We start from the raw sequence: 15,687 nt of genomic DNA, 5'->3' as shown, positions 1-15,687 counted from the left end.
GAGTAGCCAGTGTCCCGACCACAGCGTGAGGTCGTCTTCGTCGACGGCGTGCGCACCCCGTTCGGCAAGGCCAAGGGCCAGTACGCCGAGACGCGCGCCGACGACCTCGTCATCAAGAGCATCCGCGAGCTGCTCCGCCGCAACCCGTCCCTGCCGCCCGAGCGGGTCGACGAGGTGGCGATCGCCGCCACCACCCAGATCGGCGACCAGGGCCTCACCATCGGCCGCACCGCCGCGCTGCTCGCCGGGCTCCCGCAGAGCGTGCCGGGCTACTCCATCGACCGCATGTGCGCCGGTGCGATGACCGCGGTGACCAACACCGCGTCGGGCATCGCCTTCGGTGCCTATGACGTCGCCATCGCCGGCGGCGTCGAGCACATGGGCCGCCACCCCATGGGCGAGGGCGTCGACCCGAACCCGCGCATCATGTCCGAGCGCATCGTCAACCCCGACGCGCTCGTGATGGGCAAGACCGCGGAGAACCTCCACGACCGCTACCCCATGATCACCAAGCAGCGCGTGGACGAGTACGCCGTCCGCAGTCAGCAGAAGACCAAGGCGGCCTACGACGCCGGCAAGATCCAGCCCGACCTGGTGCCCGTCGCGACGCGCTCCGCCGAGGCCGGATGGGGCCTGGCGACGACGGACGAGCCGATGCGCCCCGAGACGACCCTGGAGTCGCTCGCCGGGCTCAAGACGCCGTTCCGCTCGCACGGCAACGTGACCGCCGGCAACGCCGCCGGCATCAACGACGGTGCCACCGCTGCCCTCCTCGCCGACGAGGAGACCGCCCACGAGCTCGGCCTGCCGGTCAAGATGCGCCTGGTCACCTACGCCTTCGTCGGCGTCGAGCCGGAGGTGATGGGCGCCGGCCCGATCCCGGCCACCGAGAAGGCGCTCCGCCTGGCCGGCCTCACCATCGACGACATCGACGCGTTCGAGGTCAACGAGGCCTTCGCCGTGCAGGTGCTCGCCTTCCTCGAGCACTACGGCATCGCCGACGACGACCCGCGCGTGAACCCCTACGGCGGCGCGATCGCGATGGGGCACCCGCTGGCCTCGTCCGGCGTACGCCTCATGAACCAGCTGGCGCGCCAGTTCGAGGAGCGTCCCGAGGTCCGCTACGGCCTCACCACCATGTGCATCGGCATCGGCATGGGCGGCACCGTGATCTGGGAGAACCCGCACTGGACCGGCGGCAACGAGGGAGACAGCAAGTGAACGACGTCAGCATCTTCGAGCGTGCGCAGGCGATCGTGTCCGACGCCGAGCGCGTCACCCAGGCCCACCTGCGGGCCGTGGCCCTGCCGGGCGCGACCATCGGCCTGATCACCCTCGACAACGGCGAGGACCACACCAGGCCCAACACCTTCGGCCCTGCCTCGCTGCTCGCGCTCAACACGGCGATCGACGCGGCGCTGGCCGACGACACGGTCGACGCGATCGCGGTGACCGGCAAGCCGTTCATCCTGGCCGCCGGCGCGGACCTGACCGCCATCCAGGGCGGCGGCCCCGACGCCGTACGCACCGTGGCCGAGCTCGGGCACGCCGTCTTCCGCAAGCTGCAGGACGGCGGCAAGCCGTCGTTCGGCTTCATCAACGGCCTCGCCCTCGGCGGTGGCCTCGAGGTGGCGCTGCACTGCACCTACCGCACCGTCATGGACTCCGCGCCGGCCCTCGGACTGCCCGAGGTCATGCTCGGCCTCGTCCCCGGCTGGGGCGGCGCCTGGCTCGTGCCCAACCTCGTCGGCGCCGACAAGGCGGTCACGCTGATCGTCGAGAACCCGCTCAACCAGGGCAAGACCCTCGGCGGTCAGGCGGCGTACGACCACGGGCTGGCCGACGCGGTCTTCAACGGCGCCGACTTCCTCGAGCAGTCGCTGCTCTGGGCGGCCTCCGTGCTCCGCGGGGAGACCACCGTCGAGCGTCCCGAGGTCGACCGCGGCGCGGCCTGGGACGCCGCCGTCGAGCGGGCCAAGGGCATCGTGGCGGCGAAGACCGGTGGCGGCTCCCCCGCAGCGGCCAAGGCAGTCGAGCTCATCGCCGCCGCTCGCGACACCGACCGGGATGCCGGCTTCGCAGCCGAGGACGACGCCCTCGAGGCGCTGTCGCAGACCGCCGAGCTGCTCGCCTCGCTCTACTCCTTCGACCTCGTCCAGAAGCGGGCCAAGCGACCCGCCGGTGCGCCCGACAAGTCGCTCGCGCGCCCGGTCACCAAGGTGGGCATCGTGGGTGCCGGCCTGATGGCCAGCCAGCTGGCGCTGCTGTTCGTACGACGCCTCGAGGTGCCGGTCGTGCTGACCGACCTCGACCAGGAGCGGGCCGACAAGGGCGTCGCCTACGTCCACGCCGAGATCGACAAGCTGCTCGCCAAGGGCCGGATCAACCAGGACAAGGCCAACCGCCACAAGGCCCTGGTGTCCGGCGAGACGGACAAGCAGGTCGCCTTCGGCGACGCCGACTTCGTGATCGAGGCCGTCTTCGAGGAGATGGCGGTCAAGAAGACCGTCTTCGCCGACGTCGAGAAGGTCGTGAGTGCCGAGTGCGTCCTCGCGACCAACACCTCGTCGCTGTCGATCACCGAGATGGCCGCCGACCTCGAGCACCCCGAGCGGGTGGTGGGCTTCCACTTCTTCAACCCCGTCGCGGTCATGCCGCTGCTGGAGATCGTGCAGGGCGACGCCACCGACGACGCCACGCTGGCCACCGCCTTCGCGACCGGCAAGGCGCTGAAGAAGACGACGATCCTGGTCAAGGACAGCCCGTCGTTCATCGTCAACCGGCTGCTCGGCCGCTTCATGAGCGAGGTCGGCCGCATCGTCGACGAGGGCACGTCCGTCGGCGTCGCCGACAGCGCCTTCGCCGGCATCGCACCGATGCCGCCGTTCGTGCTCCTCTCGCTCGTCGGGCCGGCCATTGCGCTGCACAACAACGAGACCCTGAAGGGCGCGTTCCCCGACCGCTTCTACGTCTCCCCCGCCCTCGAGCGGATCGTGGCGGCGAGGAAGGGTGCCTACTACGGCCCCGACGGCCGCCTGGACCCCGAGGTCGAGGAGCTGCTCGAGAAGCCGGAGCACCCGGTGGTGCTGACGGCCGACGAGGTGCGGGAGCGGACCCTGTCCGGCTTGGCCGAGGAGGCCCGGCTCATGCTCGACGAGGGCGTGGTCGCCGCGCCGCAGGACATCGACCTGGCGATGATCACGGGCGCCGGGTTCTCGTTCTGGAACGGCGGGCTGACCTTCCTGCTCGACGTGGCCGGCATCTCGGAGAAGGCGACCGGCAGGCGCTTCCACTGACGGAGGTCGAGTCGGCGCATCTGTCGCCCGTAGCCCGTCGAGTCGGCGCATCCTGCGGGAGGATGCGCCGACTCGACGCCAATTTGCGGAGCAGATGCGCCGACTCGACCCCATTTCCGGGCCTGGTCGCGCCGACCCGACCGCTCAGGCGCCGGGGTCGGCCGCGGCGTCGGGCGCGCGCGTGCCGGCGAGCTCGCCCCGGCCGAGACGGCTGTGGGAGCGGCCGTACAGGAAGTAGACGACGAGCCCGAGGGCCATCCAGACGAGGAACCGGACCCACGTCTCGCCGATGAGGTTGAGCATCAGGTAGAAGCAGAGGAGCACCGACAGCGTGGCCACGACCGGGATGGCCGGCGTACGGAAGGCGCGCGGCAGGTCGGGTCGCGTGCGCCGCAGCACCAGGACGCCGACGCTGACGAGCACGAACGCGAAGAGCGTGCCGATGCTGACGAGGTCGCCGAGGGTGGCGAAGTCGACGAAGCCGGACAGCAGCGCGACGCCGAGGCCGGTGATCGCGGTGATGCGGTAGGGCGTGCCGAACGTCGGGTGCACCCGGGCCAGCCAGGTCGGGAGCAGGCCGTCGCGTGCCATCGCGAAGGCCACGCGGGTCTGGCCCATCATCAGGATGAGGACGACGACCGTCAGACCTATGGTGGCCCCGACCGAGATCACGTTGCCGATCCACTCCACGCCCACCTTGTCGAAGGCGGTCGCGAGTGGTGCGGCGTCGTCGGGGTCGATCGTCTTGTAGGACTGCATGCCGGTGATGACGAGGCAGACGGCGATGTAGAGCACGGTGACGATCGCCAGCGAGCCGAGGATGCCGATCGGCACGTCGCGCTGCGGGTTGTGCGTCTCCTCCGCGGTGGTGGCGACGACGTCGAAGCCGATGAACGCGAAGAACACGATGGCGGCGCCTGCGATCACGCCGCCGATGCCGAAGACCGCGGGCTCCAGGCCGAAGATCGAGGTGATGAGAGGTGACTTCCAGAAGCCGCCCTCCGACCCGCTGGTGGGCTGGCTCGGCGGGATGAACGGCGAGTAGTTGGCGACCTTGATGTAGCCGATCCCCATCACGATGACCAGCGCGACCACCGCGAGCTTGATCGCGACGATGACCTGGTTGATCCGGCTGGAGAGCTTGATGCCCCCGATCAGCACCGCGGCGACCAGCAGCGAGATCAGCACGGCCGGCAGGTTGACCACCCCGTCGCTCGCCGAGGCCAGCGAGGCGGGCACCTCGAGCGGCGTGCCGTCTAGGACGTTCTGCAGGTAGCCGGAGAACCCGGCCGCCAGCGCCGAGGCGCCGACCGTGAACTCGAGCACGAGGTCCCAGCCGATGATCCAGGCGATCAGCTCGCCGAAGGTGGCGTAGGAGAACGTGTAGGCACTGCCCGCGACCGGCACGGTCGAGGCGAACTCGGCGTAGCAGAGGGCCGCGAGCGCGCACGCGAGCCCGGCGATGAGGAAGGAGATGGAGATGGCGGGACCGGCGTTGGTCGCCGCCACGAGGCCGGTGTAGACGAAGATGCCGGCACCGATGATGACGCCGACGCCGAAGATCGTGAGGTCGAGCGCGCCGAGGTTCTTCTTCAGGCGGTGCTCGGGCTCTTCGGTCTCCGCGATCGACTGCTCGACTGACTTGGTCCGGAAGAGACTCATCCCAGCAAGGTAGACCCGAGTGGCCCTCCCGCGCCTCCCGGTCTCGCGTGTCGCGTGTCGCCCCTGAGCCGGGCGGTCAGGCGGTGTGGTCGACCTCGACGACGGTGAGCCCGCGGTCGAGGGCGGTGACGTCCTCGACGATGGACCGGGCGAGGGTCTGCGCGTCGAGGCCGATGCGGGCCAGGATCACGTCGCGCTTGGCGTGGTCGAGGAACTCCTGCGGGATGCCGTGCAGGCGGAACGGCGTACGCACGGCGGCGTCGTTGAGTGCCTGCAGGAGCGTCGCGCCGCAGCCTCCGACGCGTCCGTTGTCCTCGACGCTCACCACCAGCCGGTGCTCGCGGGCGAGCTCGATGAGGGCCGGGTCGACCGGCTTGACCCAGCGCGGGTCGACGACGGTGACGCCGATGCCCTGGTCGCTGAGCCGCGCGGCGACCTCGACGGCCGTGGTCGCCATCGACCCGACGGCGACGACGAGGACGTCGCGGTCGCCCGAGCGGACGAGCACGTCGGCGCCACCGGCGCGGTCGACGGCCGGGACGTCCTCGGGCGGCGGGCCCTTCGGGAACCGGACCACGGTCGGGGCGTCGTCGACCTGGACGGCCTCGTCGAGCAGCTCGTGCAGCCGGGTGACGTCGCGGGGCGCCGCCAGCCGGAGGCCGGGGACGACCTGGAGGATCGACATGTCCCACATGCCGTTGTGGCTGGCACCGTCGTCGCCGGTGACGCCCGAGCGGTCGAGGACGAAGGTGACACCGCACCTGTGCAGCGCGACGTCCATCAGCACCTGGTCGAAGGCGCGGTTGAGGAAGGTCGCGTAGACCGCGAAGACGGGGTGGAGGCCGCCCATCGCCAGCCCGGCGGCCGACGTGACGGCGTGCTGCTCGGCGATGCCGACGTCGAAGGTGCGCTCGGGGTACTTCTCGGCGAACACGTCGAGCCCGACGGGATGCATCATCGCCGCGGTGATGGCGACGACGTCCTCGCGGCGGGCGCCGAGGTCGACGATCGCCTCGGAGAAGTGGTCGGTCCAGATCTTGCCCTTGGGCTTCTCCGCACCGGTCTGCACGTCGAAGGGGCCGGGAGCGTGGAACTGGTCGGCCTCGTGCCGCAGGGCGGGGTCGTAGCCCTGGCCCTTGCGCGTCAGGGCGTGGACGATGACGGGGCCGTCGAAGCGCTTGGCGTTGGCCAGCGCCTGCTCCATCGCGGCACGGTCGTGGCCGTCGACCGGCCCGACGTACTTGAGGCCGAGGTCCTCGAACAGCCCCTGCGGGGCGAGGGCGTCCTTCATGCCCTTCTTGACCGCGTGGAGGGCGTCGTAGGCCGCGTGCCCGACGCCGGGCACGGCGTTGAGGCGCTTCTTCACGAGGTCGAGGACCTGCTCGTAGCGCGGGTTGGTGCGCAGCGAGGTCAGCGCGGTGGCGAGCCCGCCGATGGTCGGGGTGTAGGACCGCTCGTTGTCGTTGACGACGATGACCAGGCGGCTCTTCTTCGCGATCGCGATGTTGTTGAGGGCCTCCCAGGCCATGCCGCCGGTGAGGGCGCCGTCGCCGATCACCGCGACGACGTGGCGGTCCTCGCCCCGGATGGCGTAGGCCTTGGCGAGCCCGTCGGCGTAGGACAGCGCGGTGGAGGCGTGCGAGTTCTCGACGATGTCGTGCTCGGACTCGGCCTGGCTGGGGTAGCCGCTGATGCCACCCTCCTTGCGCAGGGTGGCGAAGTCGGCGTGGCGGCCGGTGACGAGCTTGTGGACGTAGGACTGGTGGCCGGTGTCGAACACGACGCGGTCGTGCGGGGAGTCGAAGACCCGGTGGATCGCCAGCGTCAGCTCGACGACACCGAGGTTGGGGCCGAGGTGTCCCGAGTTCGTCGCGACGGTGCGGATCATCACGTCACGGATCTCGGCGGCGAGCTCGTCGAGCTGCTCCGCGGAGAGACCGCGGAGGTCGCGCGGGGAGGCGATCGAGTCGAGGAGAGCCATGGGGCGAGAGTCTATTTCATGGCCGGTCGATGACCGCCACCGACGGCTCGTGGAGGCTGCCCAGCCACACCCGGCCCTCGTGCTCCCGGACGCCGGTGACCATGTGGAACCCGGGACCCCGGTCGGGACGCGGCAGGTCGAGGTCGTGCACGAGACGGCCGTCGTCGTCGTACGCCTGCACGCGGATCGTCTGCTTCGGCTTGGGCTGCAACGCCTCGGGGATCTTCGTGACAGCCCTCCGCAGCAGCGTCGGGGCGGTGCCGAGGCGCTCGACCAACGGGTCGACCGGACTGGCGACCGTCACCCAGACCAGGCCGTCGCTGCCGCGGCTGATGTTGTCGGGGTAACCGGGGAGGTCCGTGACGAGGTGGTCGCGCTCCCCCGCGCGCGGACCCGTGAGCCAGAGGCGTACGACGGTGCGACCGCGGCACTCGGCCACGGCCACGTAGGACTCGTCGGCGGCGAGCGCGACGCCGTTCGCGAAGGCGAGCCCGGTCAGCACCACCTCGACCGAGCCGTCCGGATGGCGACGCAGCAGCCGGCCCGTGCGGGTGTGCTGGACGAAGTCGTCCTTCCACTGCGCCACCCCGTAGTGCAGCGAGGAGTCGCTGAACCACACGGTCCCGTCGCCGGCGACCGCGGCGTTGTTGCAGAACCTCATCGGCTCGCCGCCGACCTCGCCGACGAGCAGCTCGACGGCACCGGTGGTCGGCGACACCTGCAGGAGGCCGCGCTCCGCGTCGCAGACGAGGAGGTCGCCGTCGGGCAGCAGCTCGATGCCGAGCGGGCGGCCGCCGGTGTCGGCGACGCGGCGGGTGCTGCCCGTGGCGGGGTCGAGCGCCCAGATCGCCCCGTCCTCGGTGCCGGTCCAGACGGTGCCGTCGGGCGTCACGAGTACGTCCTCGGCGCCCATCGACGGGACGGGGTGGACGGTGAGGGCCTGGCCGGTCATGGCGCCATGCTGGCGTAGACGTCGCTGTCGAGGAAGGCCGGCACGATCTCGACCGCCGCGGAGCTCAGGTCGAGCCCCCGGGCGACGGCCGGGTCCACGAAGACGATCTGGCGCCCTTCGCGGCAGTCGATGTCGGAGTCGGCCAGGTCGGTGGCGGCGACGAAGACCTGCATCACGTCCCACGTGCCGTAGGCCTGGCGGTGGTCGACCACGAACTCCCGGAACAGCTGCAGCCCGCCTGCCGGCAGGCTGACGCCGGTCTCCTCCTCGAGCTCGCGGTGCGCGGCGGGCTCGAAGTCCTCGCCGGGCTCCACGTGGCCGCCGGCCAACCCCCACTTCTCCGGGTCGATCCGCGGGAACTCGTCGCGCTCCTGCAGCAGGATCCAGCCGCGGCGGTCGACCAGGATCACTCCCGCGAAGCGCCGCGGGTCGGGCCCGGGGTCCCGGTCCTGCTCGCGGTCCACAGGGGCGTCGTCCGGGAGTCCTCGATGCATCCGGCGACCCTAGCCAGACCTCACATCCGCACCCGGTAGCGACGCCCCCGGAGGGCGTCCTCGACGAGGCCCACCTCCCGGCGCACGCCGAGCAGGCGGGCGTCCTCGAGCTGGAAGGTCTGGACGGCCGCGAGGACGACCGCCTCGTCGGCCACGTCCTTGAGGTCGCCACGGATCTCGCTCAGGCCCCGGCGGGTGGCCTGCTGCTGCGCCTCGACGTGGAGCACGGCGAAGCGGGCCAGCACCACGACGTGCCGGCGCAGGCCGGCGAACCGGCGGTAGTCGGGCGGACAGAGGTCGAGGAGCCAGCTGGCCGCCGTGGCCTCCCAGTCGGGTGCGTCCGGGGGACGCACCTGCCGGGGCCAGCCAGGGGGCGCGACGCCGGCGTGCCCCGGTGGCGGCGTCGGCCGCTGGCGGGGCTGGGGAGCGGGGAACACACGACCAGCATATCGAACGTGTGTTCGATCCTCAGGTTCGCAGGTGCCTCTCCACCTCGGCGAGCTCGGGGTCGCGGAGGCCCACCAGGTCCAGGCGCCACCACACGTCGGGATAGACCAGGCGACCGGTCATCCACGGCTCGTGGCCACTGAGCAGCAGGACCTGGCAGGCCGGCACCGGGATGCGCGGCGACGGACGTTCGAGGTCGTGCTCGGAGGCCGCGCTCCAGCCGCGGGCGCCGTAGTAGCCGGGGGCGCCCTCGAGGAACACCAACGGCGCCCCGATCCGTTCGGCGACCTCAGGGACCTCGGCGAGCAGGCGGCTTCCGATGCCCCGACCCTGGTGGTCGGGCGCCACCGCCAGAGGACTCAGCACGAGCACGTCGACGAGGCGCTCCCGGGCGTCCAGCCAGGCGCGTGAGAGGGCGACGCAGCCGACCACCTCGTCTTCCACCACGGCCACGAGCTCCACGGCCATGTCCTCGACGCTGCGCAGCCGTGCCATGACGTCGTTGACCGAGGCTCCCTTCTCGCCGAACGCTGCCTCGACGACCGCCTCCACCGCCGGGGTGTCGACGTCGCCGGCCTCACGGATCTCGACCACCGTCGCTCACCCCTCCAGGAACGACCAGCGCACCACGCGCTCGTCGTTGTCGACATTGAGGTCCACCAGGCAGATGCTCTGCCAGGTGCCGAGCGCGAGCCGTCCGTCGAGCACCGGGACCGTGCAGTGGGGCGGCACGATCGCGGGCATGACGTGCGAGCGGCCGTGGCCGGGCGAGCCGTGCCGGTGGCGCCAGCGGTCGTCCAGGGGGAGCAGGTCCCGCAGCGATGCCAGGAGGTCGTCGTCGGACCCGGCGCCGGTCTCGATGACGGCGATGCCGGCGGTGGCGTGCGGCACGAACACCTGGAGCAGCCCGTCACCCCGGTCGGCGACGAACTCGACGGCGTCCTGCGTGAGGTCGAGCACGACCTCCTCGCTCCCGGTGCGGTAGCTGCGGGTTTCACTGTGCATCGCGCAGCGCCTCCTCGATGCGCTCGACCTTGGCGGTCAGCTGGCCGTCGTAGCCGGGACGGATGTCCGCCTTCAGCACCAGCCCGACGCGGGGTGACACCGCGGCCACCGCGTCGACAGCCCGCTTGACGACGGCCATCACCTCGTCCCACTCCCCCTCGATGTTGGTGAACATCGCGTTGGTCTCGTGGGGCAGGCCGGACTCGCGGACCACCCGGACAGCGGCGGCGACCGCGTCGGTGACCGAGCCGGTCGGGTCGCTGGACATCGGTGACAGGGAGAAGGCGACGATCATGCAGCCACGCTAGGGCACGCCGCGTGGCACGGCCCGGCAGGTAGCGTGGCAGGAGCCCGCTCGGCGAGGAGGTGCGCAGGAGGATGGCCCCCACCCCCGGCACGCGCGGCCTGGCGCTCGCCTGCGCGGCGTTCGTGGGCGTGCCCAACCTCGGCGCGCTCCTGGGTCGCGGCGAGCAGACCGACCGCTTCGACACCGCGGTGACGCCGCCGGACTACGCCTTCGCCATCTGGGCGCCGATCTTCGCGGCAAGCACCGTCGACGTGGTCCAGCGGTGGCGCGAGCCGTCGAGACACCCGGCCGGGGACGCTGGCACGGCCACCCCACTCGCGGCGGCGTACGCGCTCAACACGGTCTGGTCCATCGCCGCGCAGACCGATCGCTTCGGACTGACGCCCGGCCTGCTCCCGGCCGCCACCCTCTGCGCGGCTGTGGCGCACCGCCGACTCCAGCACGTCCACGACCCTCGCCCCTCGACCGTCCTCGCCACCGGGATCCTGTTCGGCTGGACGGCTCTCGCCAGCGCCGTCAACGTGACGGCCGACGTCGTCCGTCGCGGAAGTCCCGCCGACGGTCCGGTCGCCACGCAGGTCGGCCGGTCAGCGGTCCTCGCGGCAGGCGGCGCGCTCGCGGGCACCGTCGCCTGCAGCCGGCGTGGTCGCGTGCCGGTGGCGACCGCGGCCGGCTGGGGACTCCTGACCACGGCCGCCGACCGATCCCGCCCGCGGCCGGCCCGGGCGGTGGCCGCTGTGGTCGCCGCCGCCGTCGCCGCGGCACTGGTGCGTCGGCCGTCGCGCTGAGCCACCCCGTCGGGTGGGACGACCCATCCGCGGGCGTGCCTACGGTCGAAGGACCAGTGACCGGCCCTCCACCAGAGGGCCTCAACGAAGGGACAACCGCGTGCCTGACGTCACCGCAAGCTCTGGCCTGCTGCGCTCCACCAAGGTCCACGTCGAGGACTCCGGCGGCTCCGGCCGTCCCGTGGTCCTCATCCACGGCTGGCCCCTGTCCGCCGAGTCCTGGAGCGAGCAGGTCGGTCCCCTCCACGCCGCCGGCTACCGGGTCGTGGCCTACGACCGCCGCGGCTTCGGCCGCAGCGACAAGCCGTCCAAGGGCTACGACTACGACACCCTGGCCGACGACCTCGACGGCGTCCTGTCCGAGCTCGAGCTGACCGACGTCACCCTCGTCGGCTTCTCGATGGGCGGCGGCGAGGTGGCCCGCTACATCGCGCGCCACGGCCAGGACCGGGTCCGCTCGGTGGTGTTCGCCGCCGCGGTCCCGCCGTACCTGCTGAAGGGCGACGACAACCCGGACGGCCCGCTGACCGAGGAGGCCGCCGCCGAGATGACCCAGGGGCTCGAGGAGGACCGGACGACGTTCTTCGACGGCTTCACCCGTGACTTCTTCTCCGCCGGAGGCGAGCTCAAGGTCACCGAGGAGCAGCGCCAGGAGGCGATCGCCCTGTGCCACCAGAGCGACCAGAAGGCCGCGCTGGGGTGCATGGAGGCCTTCGGCACCACCGACTTCCGTGACGACCTCAGCAAGGTCACGGTGCCGACGCTCGTCATCCACGGCGACAGCGACGCGACGGTGCCGTTCGAGGGCTCGGGCAGGCGGACGCACGAGGCGATCCCCTCCTCGGACCTCGTCGTGGTCCAGGACGCGCCCCACGGCTTCAACGTGAGCCACGCCGAGGAGTTCAACCGGGCGCTGATCCACTTCCTGGAGCGCTGACGCTGGCTGCGGCCCGCCGGCATCGTGGAGGATCCGGGTCACCCAGTGGCTCGGATCCTCCACGATCCGCGTCCGGCTCCACCGCTTTCAGGCGTCGGTGCCCTGCTCGGGCAGCGACCCGTCCGGGGACGGCGTACCGCCCCGGCAGCTGACCCCGAGCTCGGGAGCGGTGTGACCGTCGCCGTACTCCTCGAGGAAGAGGCCGAGGCGGCGGTCGTCGGCGCCGTCGAGCTGGAGCTGCGCGCCCCAGACCGTGACCACCACGGGTGAGGGCAGGTCCTCGCGGGGCGAAATGATGCCGTTGTCGGGCAGCTGCTCGGCGAGCAGCGCCCGGTCGGCGTCGGAGAGGTCGGGGTCGTGGGTGATCCACACCGAGCCGTGCTCGAGGTCGTGGACGGCGTTCTCCTCGCGGACCGGCTCGTCGTAGACGCCGCACGCCAGCCAGATCGGCGCGTGCGCGCCGCCGGCCGGTGGGTCCTGCGGGTAGGTGACGTCGTCCATGGTGTGGGCGCGGTCGGTGATCTCCCACGTCTCCACGAGCCTCAGGTCGAGGGCGCGCTGGGCCTGCTCCTCCCCTCGGATCGCGCGGTCCACGAGCGGAGCGACGAGGGCGGCACCGAGCACGAGGGCCGATGCGACGGCCGCCAGCACCAGCGGCAGGCTGCGCCTCGGCCGCTGTTCCTCGCCGGGTTCGTACGCCGCCTCGGGCAGGTCGTACGACGCCTCGGACGGGCCGTCGGCGGCCGGCACCGGCTCACCCAGGTGCGCTGGACCGGGTGGGGGGTCGGCGTCGCTCACCGCGTCAGGCTACCGACGTCCCCCGCAGCCCGAGGACTCCGCCCGGCACCACGCCGTGGAACGGCCGACGGGCCGCGTCCGGGAGGTCCCGGGCGCGGCCCGTCAGGGTTCGCACAGAGGCGGGTCAGCCGCGCAGCAGGTTGCGCAGGACGTACTGCATGATCCCGCCGTTGCGGTAGTAGTTGGCCTCGCCCGGGGTGTCGATGCGGACGGTGGCCTCGAACTCGCTGGCCTCGCCGTGCGCCTGGTCGGTGCCGGGCGCGGGCTCCACCTTGACCGTGACGGTCTTCGGCGTGGTGCCGTCGTTGAGCTCGGTGATGCCGCTGATAGAGATGACCTCGGCGCCGGTCAGGCCCAGGTCGTCGGCGGTCTTTCCGTCGGGGAACTGCAGCGGGATGACGCCCATGCCGATCAGGTTGGAGCGGTGGATCCGCTCGTAGGACTCGGCGATGACGGCCTTCACGCCCAGCAGCGCGGTGCCCTTGGCGGCCCAGTCGCGGGAGGAGCCGGAGCCGTACTCCTTGCCGGCCAGGACGACCAGCGGGGTGCCGGCCTCCTGGTAGCTCTGGCTGGCCTCGTAGACGCTGGTGACCTCGCCGTCCTTGGTGAAGTCCTTCGTGACGCCACCCTCGGTGCCGGGCGCGATCTGGTTGCGCAGGCGGATGTTGGCGAAGGTGCCGCGGATCATGACCTCGTGGTTGCCGCGGCGCGAGCCGTAGGAGTTGAAGTCACGCTGCTCGACGCCGTGCTCGGCGAGGTACTTGCCTGCGGGGCTGTCCTTCTTGATCGCGCCGGCCGGGCTGATGTGGTCGGTCGTGACCGAGTCACCGAGCTTGAGCAGGACGCGGGCGCCGACGATGTCGGAGACCGGCTCCGGCTCCTGCGGCATGCCGTCGAAGTAGGGAGGACGGCGGACGTAGGTCGACTCGGCGTCCCACTCGAAGGTGTTGCCCTCCGGGGTGGGCAGCGACTGCCAGCGCTCGTCGCCCTTGAAGACGTCGGCGTAGGAGGAGCCGAACATGTCGGAGGTGATCGCCTGGGCGATCGTCTCCTCGACCTCCTGCGGGCTCGGCCAGATGTCCTTGAGGTAGACGTCGTTGCCGTCGGTGTCCTGGCCCAGCGGGTCGTCGAACAGGTCGACGTCCATCGAGCCGGCGAGGGCGTAGGCCACGACGAGCGGCGGCGACGCGAGGTAGTTCATCTTCACGTCGGGGTTGATCCGGCCCTCGAAGTTGCGGTTGCCCGACAGCACCGAGACGACGGCGAGGTCGGCCTCGTTGACGGCGGCCGACACCTCGGGGATGAGCGGGCCGGAGTTGCCGATGCAGGTGGTGCAGCCGTAGCCGACGAGGTTGAAGCCGAGCTTGTCGAGATAGGGCGTGAGGCCCGAGCGCTCGTAGTAGTCGGAGACGACCTTGGAGCCGGGGGCGAGCGAGGTCTTGACCCACGGCTTGCGGGACAGGCCCTTCTCGACCGCGTTCTTGGCGAGCAGGGCCGCGCCGATCATCACGCTCGGGTTGGAGGTGTTGGTGCACGAGGTGATCGCGGCGATCACGACGGCGCCGTGGTCGATCTCGACCTCCTGGCCGTCGAGCGAGACGGTCGTCGGCTTGCTGGGACGGCCCTCGGCCCTGCTGGCGTGCACGGGCGCACCGTTGCCACCGGTGTGGCTCGGGGCGTCGGAGGCCGGGAAGGACTCCTCGACGGCCTCGTCGTAGCCGTGGGACTCGGCCGCGTCGTCGGGGTCGTTGTCGCCCTCGTCGACGTAGTCCTTCAGCGCGCCGCGGAACGACTCCTTGGCAGCCGAGACCTCGACGCGGTCCTGCGGGCGCTTCGGGCCGGCGAGCGACGGCACGACGGTGGAGACGTCGAGCTCGAGGCGCTCGCTGTAGCGCGGCTCGGCGCTCGGGTCGTGCCAGAGGCCCTGCTCCTTGGCGTACGCCTCGACGAGCGCGAGCTGCTCCTCGGTGCGGCCGGTCATCCGGAGGTAGTCGACGGTCTGGTCGTCGATCGGGAAGACGGCGATGGTCGAGCCGAACTCGGGGCTCATGTTGCCGATCGTGGCGCGGTTGGCCAAGGGCAGCGCGGAGACGCCCTCGCCGTAGAACTCGACGAACTTCCCGACCACACCGTGCTCGCGGAGCATCTCGGTGATGGTGAGCACCAGGTCGGTGGCGGTCGAGCCCTCGGGCAGCTCGCCGGACAGCTTGAAGCCCACCACGCGCGGGATCAACATCGACACCGGCTGGCCGAGCATCGCGGCCTCGGCCTCGATGCCGCCGACGCCCCAGCCGACCACGCCGATGCCGTTGACCATCGTGGTGTGGGAGTCGGTGCCGACGCAGGTGTCGGGATAGGCGACACCGTCGCGGACCATGACCACGCGGGCCAGGTGCTCGATGTTGACCTGGTGGACGATGCCGGTGCCCGGCGGGACGACCTTGAAGTCGTCGAACGCACCCTGGCCCCAGCGCAGGAACTGGTAGCGCTCCTTGTTGCGGTCGTACTCGATCTCGACGTTGCGCTCGAAGGCGTCGGCGGAGCCGAAGACGTCGGCGATCACGGAGTGGTCGATGACCATCTCGGCGGGCGCGAGCGGGTTGATCTTGGTGGCGTCGCCGCCGAGCTCGGCCATCGCCTCGCGCATGGTGGCGAGGTCGACGACGCACGGGACACCGGTGAAGTCCTGCATGATCACGCGGGCGGGCGTGAACTGGATCTCCTGGTCGGGCGTGGCGCTGGCGTCCCAGCCGGCGATCGCCTTGATGTGGTCGGCGGTGATGTCCGCGCCGTCCTCGGTGCGGAGCAGGTTCTCCAGCAGCACCTTCAGCGAGAAGGGCAGGCTCTGGACGTCGAGCCCCTCGCCCTCGACCGCGTCGAGTCGGTAGATCTCGTAGGACTGTCCGTCCACGTCCAAGGTGCCCTTGGCACCGAAGCTGTCCTGGCCCATCAGCCACATCTCCTCAGAAGAATCGCTAAGTTCGCATCCATCTTGCCGTCGCACCCTCAGGCGCGGGAAG

At 71.4% G+C, this 15,687-nt stretch carries 14 protein-coding genes; 4 read left to right on the top strand and 10 right to left on the bottom strand.

From position 1 onward, the window contains the following. Positions 1–9: 9 nt before the first annotated feature. Entirely contained in the window at positions 10–1,221 is a 1,212-nt protein-coding gene (locus AC3A3L_RS15945) for a thiolase family protein (protein WP_487641018.1), read from the top strand. Beyond that, positions 1,218–3,296 carry a 3-hydroxyacyl-CoA dehydrogenase NAD-binding domain-containing protein gene (locus tag AC3A3L_RS15940; protein WP_487641017.1) on the top strand — a complete coding sequence of 693 codons (2,079 nt, stop codon included), beginning with the start codon at positions 1,218–1,220 and terminating at the stop codon, positions 3,294–3,296. The genes AC3A3L_RS15945 and AC3A3L_RS15940 overlap by 4 nt, the downstream gene beginning before the upstream one ends. Positions 3,297–3,440: 144 nt before the next feature. Here AC3A3L_RS15940 and AC3A3L_RS15935 read toward each other — a convergent pair whose 3' ends face one another. From AC3A3L_RS15935 to AC3A3L_RS15900, 8 genes are all read right to left on the bottom strand, one after another. Continuing rightward, positions 3,441–4,958 carry an amino acid permease gene (locus AC3A3L_RS15935; RefSeq protein WP_487641016.1) on the bottom strand — a complete coding sequence of 506 codons (1,518 nt, stop codon included), beginning with the start codon at positions 4,956–4,958 and terminating at the stop codon, positions 3,441–3,443. A gap of 76 nt (positions 4,959–5,034) precedes the next feature. Continuing rightward, entirely contained in the window at positions 5,035–6,939 is a 1,905-nt protein-coding gene (dxs, locus tag AC3A3L_RS15930) for a 1-deoxy-D-xylulose-5-phosphate synthase (protein ID WP_487641015.1), read from the bottom strand. 16 nt (positions 6,940–6,955) lie between these two features. Then, positions 6,956–7,891 carry an SMP-30/gluconolactonase/LRE family protein gene (locus AC3A3L_RS15925; RefSeq protein ID WP_487641014.1) on the bottom strand — a complete coding sequence of 312 codons (936 nt, stop codon included), beginning with the start codon at positions 7,889–7,891 and terminating at the stop codon, positions 6,956–6,958. After that, on the bottom strand, positions 7,888–8,385 hold the full coding sequence (locus AC3A3L_RS15920; protein ID WP_487641013.1) for an NUDIX domain-containing protein: 498 nt from the start codon (positions 8,383–8,385) through the stop codon (positions 7,888–7,890). The genes AC3A3L_RS15925 and AC3A3L_RS15920 overlap by 4 nt, the downstream gene beginning before the upstream one ends. A gap of 20 nt (positions 8,386–8,405) precedes the next feature. Beyond that, positions 8,406–8,822 carry a hypothetical protein gene (locus AC3A3L_RS15915; protein WP_487641012.1) on the bottom strand — a complete coding sequence of 139 codons (417 nt, stop codon included), beginning with the start codon at positions 8,820–8,822 and terminating at the stop codon, positions 8,406–8,408. Between the two features lie 31 nt (positions 8,823–8,853). After that, the gene (locus tag AC3A3L_RS15910; RefSeq protein ID WP_487641011.1) at positions 8,854–9,426 is read right to left on the bottom strand and encodes a GNAT family N-acetyltransferase; all 573 of its coding nucleotides are present in this window, start codon (positions 9,424–9,426) and stop codon (positions 8,854–8,856) included. Between the two features lie 6 nt (positions 9,427–9,432). Then, on the bottom strand, positions 9,433–9,837 hold the full coding sequence (locus AC3A3L_RS15905) for a YjbQ family protein (RefSeq protein ID WP_487641010.1): 405 nt from the start codon (positions 9,835–9,837) through the stop codon (positions 9,433–9,435). After that, on the bottom strand, positions 9,827–10,132 hold the full coding sequence (locus tag AC3A3L_RS15900) for a thiamine-binding protein (RefSeq protein ID WP_487641009.1): 306 nt from the start codon (positions 10,130–10,132) through the stop codon (positions 9,827–9,829). Before AC3A3L_RS15900 ends, AC3A3L_RS15905 begins: the two co-directional genes overlap by 11 nt. Positions 10,133–10,215: 83 nt before the next feature. Here AC3A3L_RS15900 and AC3A3L_RS15895 point away from each other — a divergent pair, with 83 nt between their 5' ends. Further along, on the top strand, positions 10,216–10,932 hold the full coding sequence (locus tag AC3A3L_RS15895) for a hypothetical protein (protein WP_487641008.1): 717 nt from the start codon (positions 10,216–10,218) through the stop codon (positions 10,930–10,932). A 100-nt stretch (positions 10,933–11,032) separates the two neighbouring features. Further along, positions 11,033–11,869, top strand: coding sequence for an alpha/beta fold hydrolase (locus AC3A3L_RS15890; RefSeq protein ID WP_487641007.1), 837 nt, complete (start codon positions 11,033–11,035; stop codon positions 11,867–11,869). Positions 11,870–11,956: 87 nt separating this feature from the next. Here the strand turns inward: AC3A3L_RS15890 and AC3A3L_RS15885 are convergent, their stop codons facing one another. Together AC3A3L_RS15885 and AC3A3L_RS15880 are read right to left on the bottom strand one after the other, a co-directional pair. Further along, entirely contained in the window at positions 11,957–12,667 is a 711-nt protein-coding gene (locus AC3A3L_RS15885) for a thioredoxin-like domain-containing protein (protein ID WP_487641006.1), read from the bottom strand. 124 nt (positions 12,668–12,791) lie between these two features. Continuing rightward, positions 12,792–15,617, bottom strand: coding sequence for an aconitate hydratase (locus tag AC3A3L_RS15880; RefSeq protein ID WP_487641005.1), 2,826 nt, complete (start codon positions 15,615–15,617; stop codon positions 12,792–12,794). Positions 15,618–15,687: the final 70 nt, after the last annotated feature.

It is taken from the genome of Nocardioides sp. Soil_C_8 (genome assembly GCF_057656315.1).
This window is presented reverse-complemented; position numbering and strand designations above follow the sequence as displayed.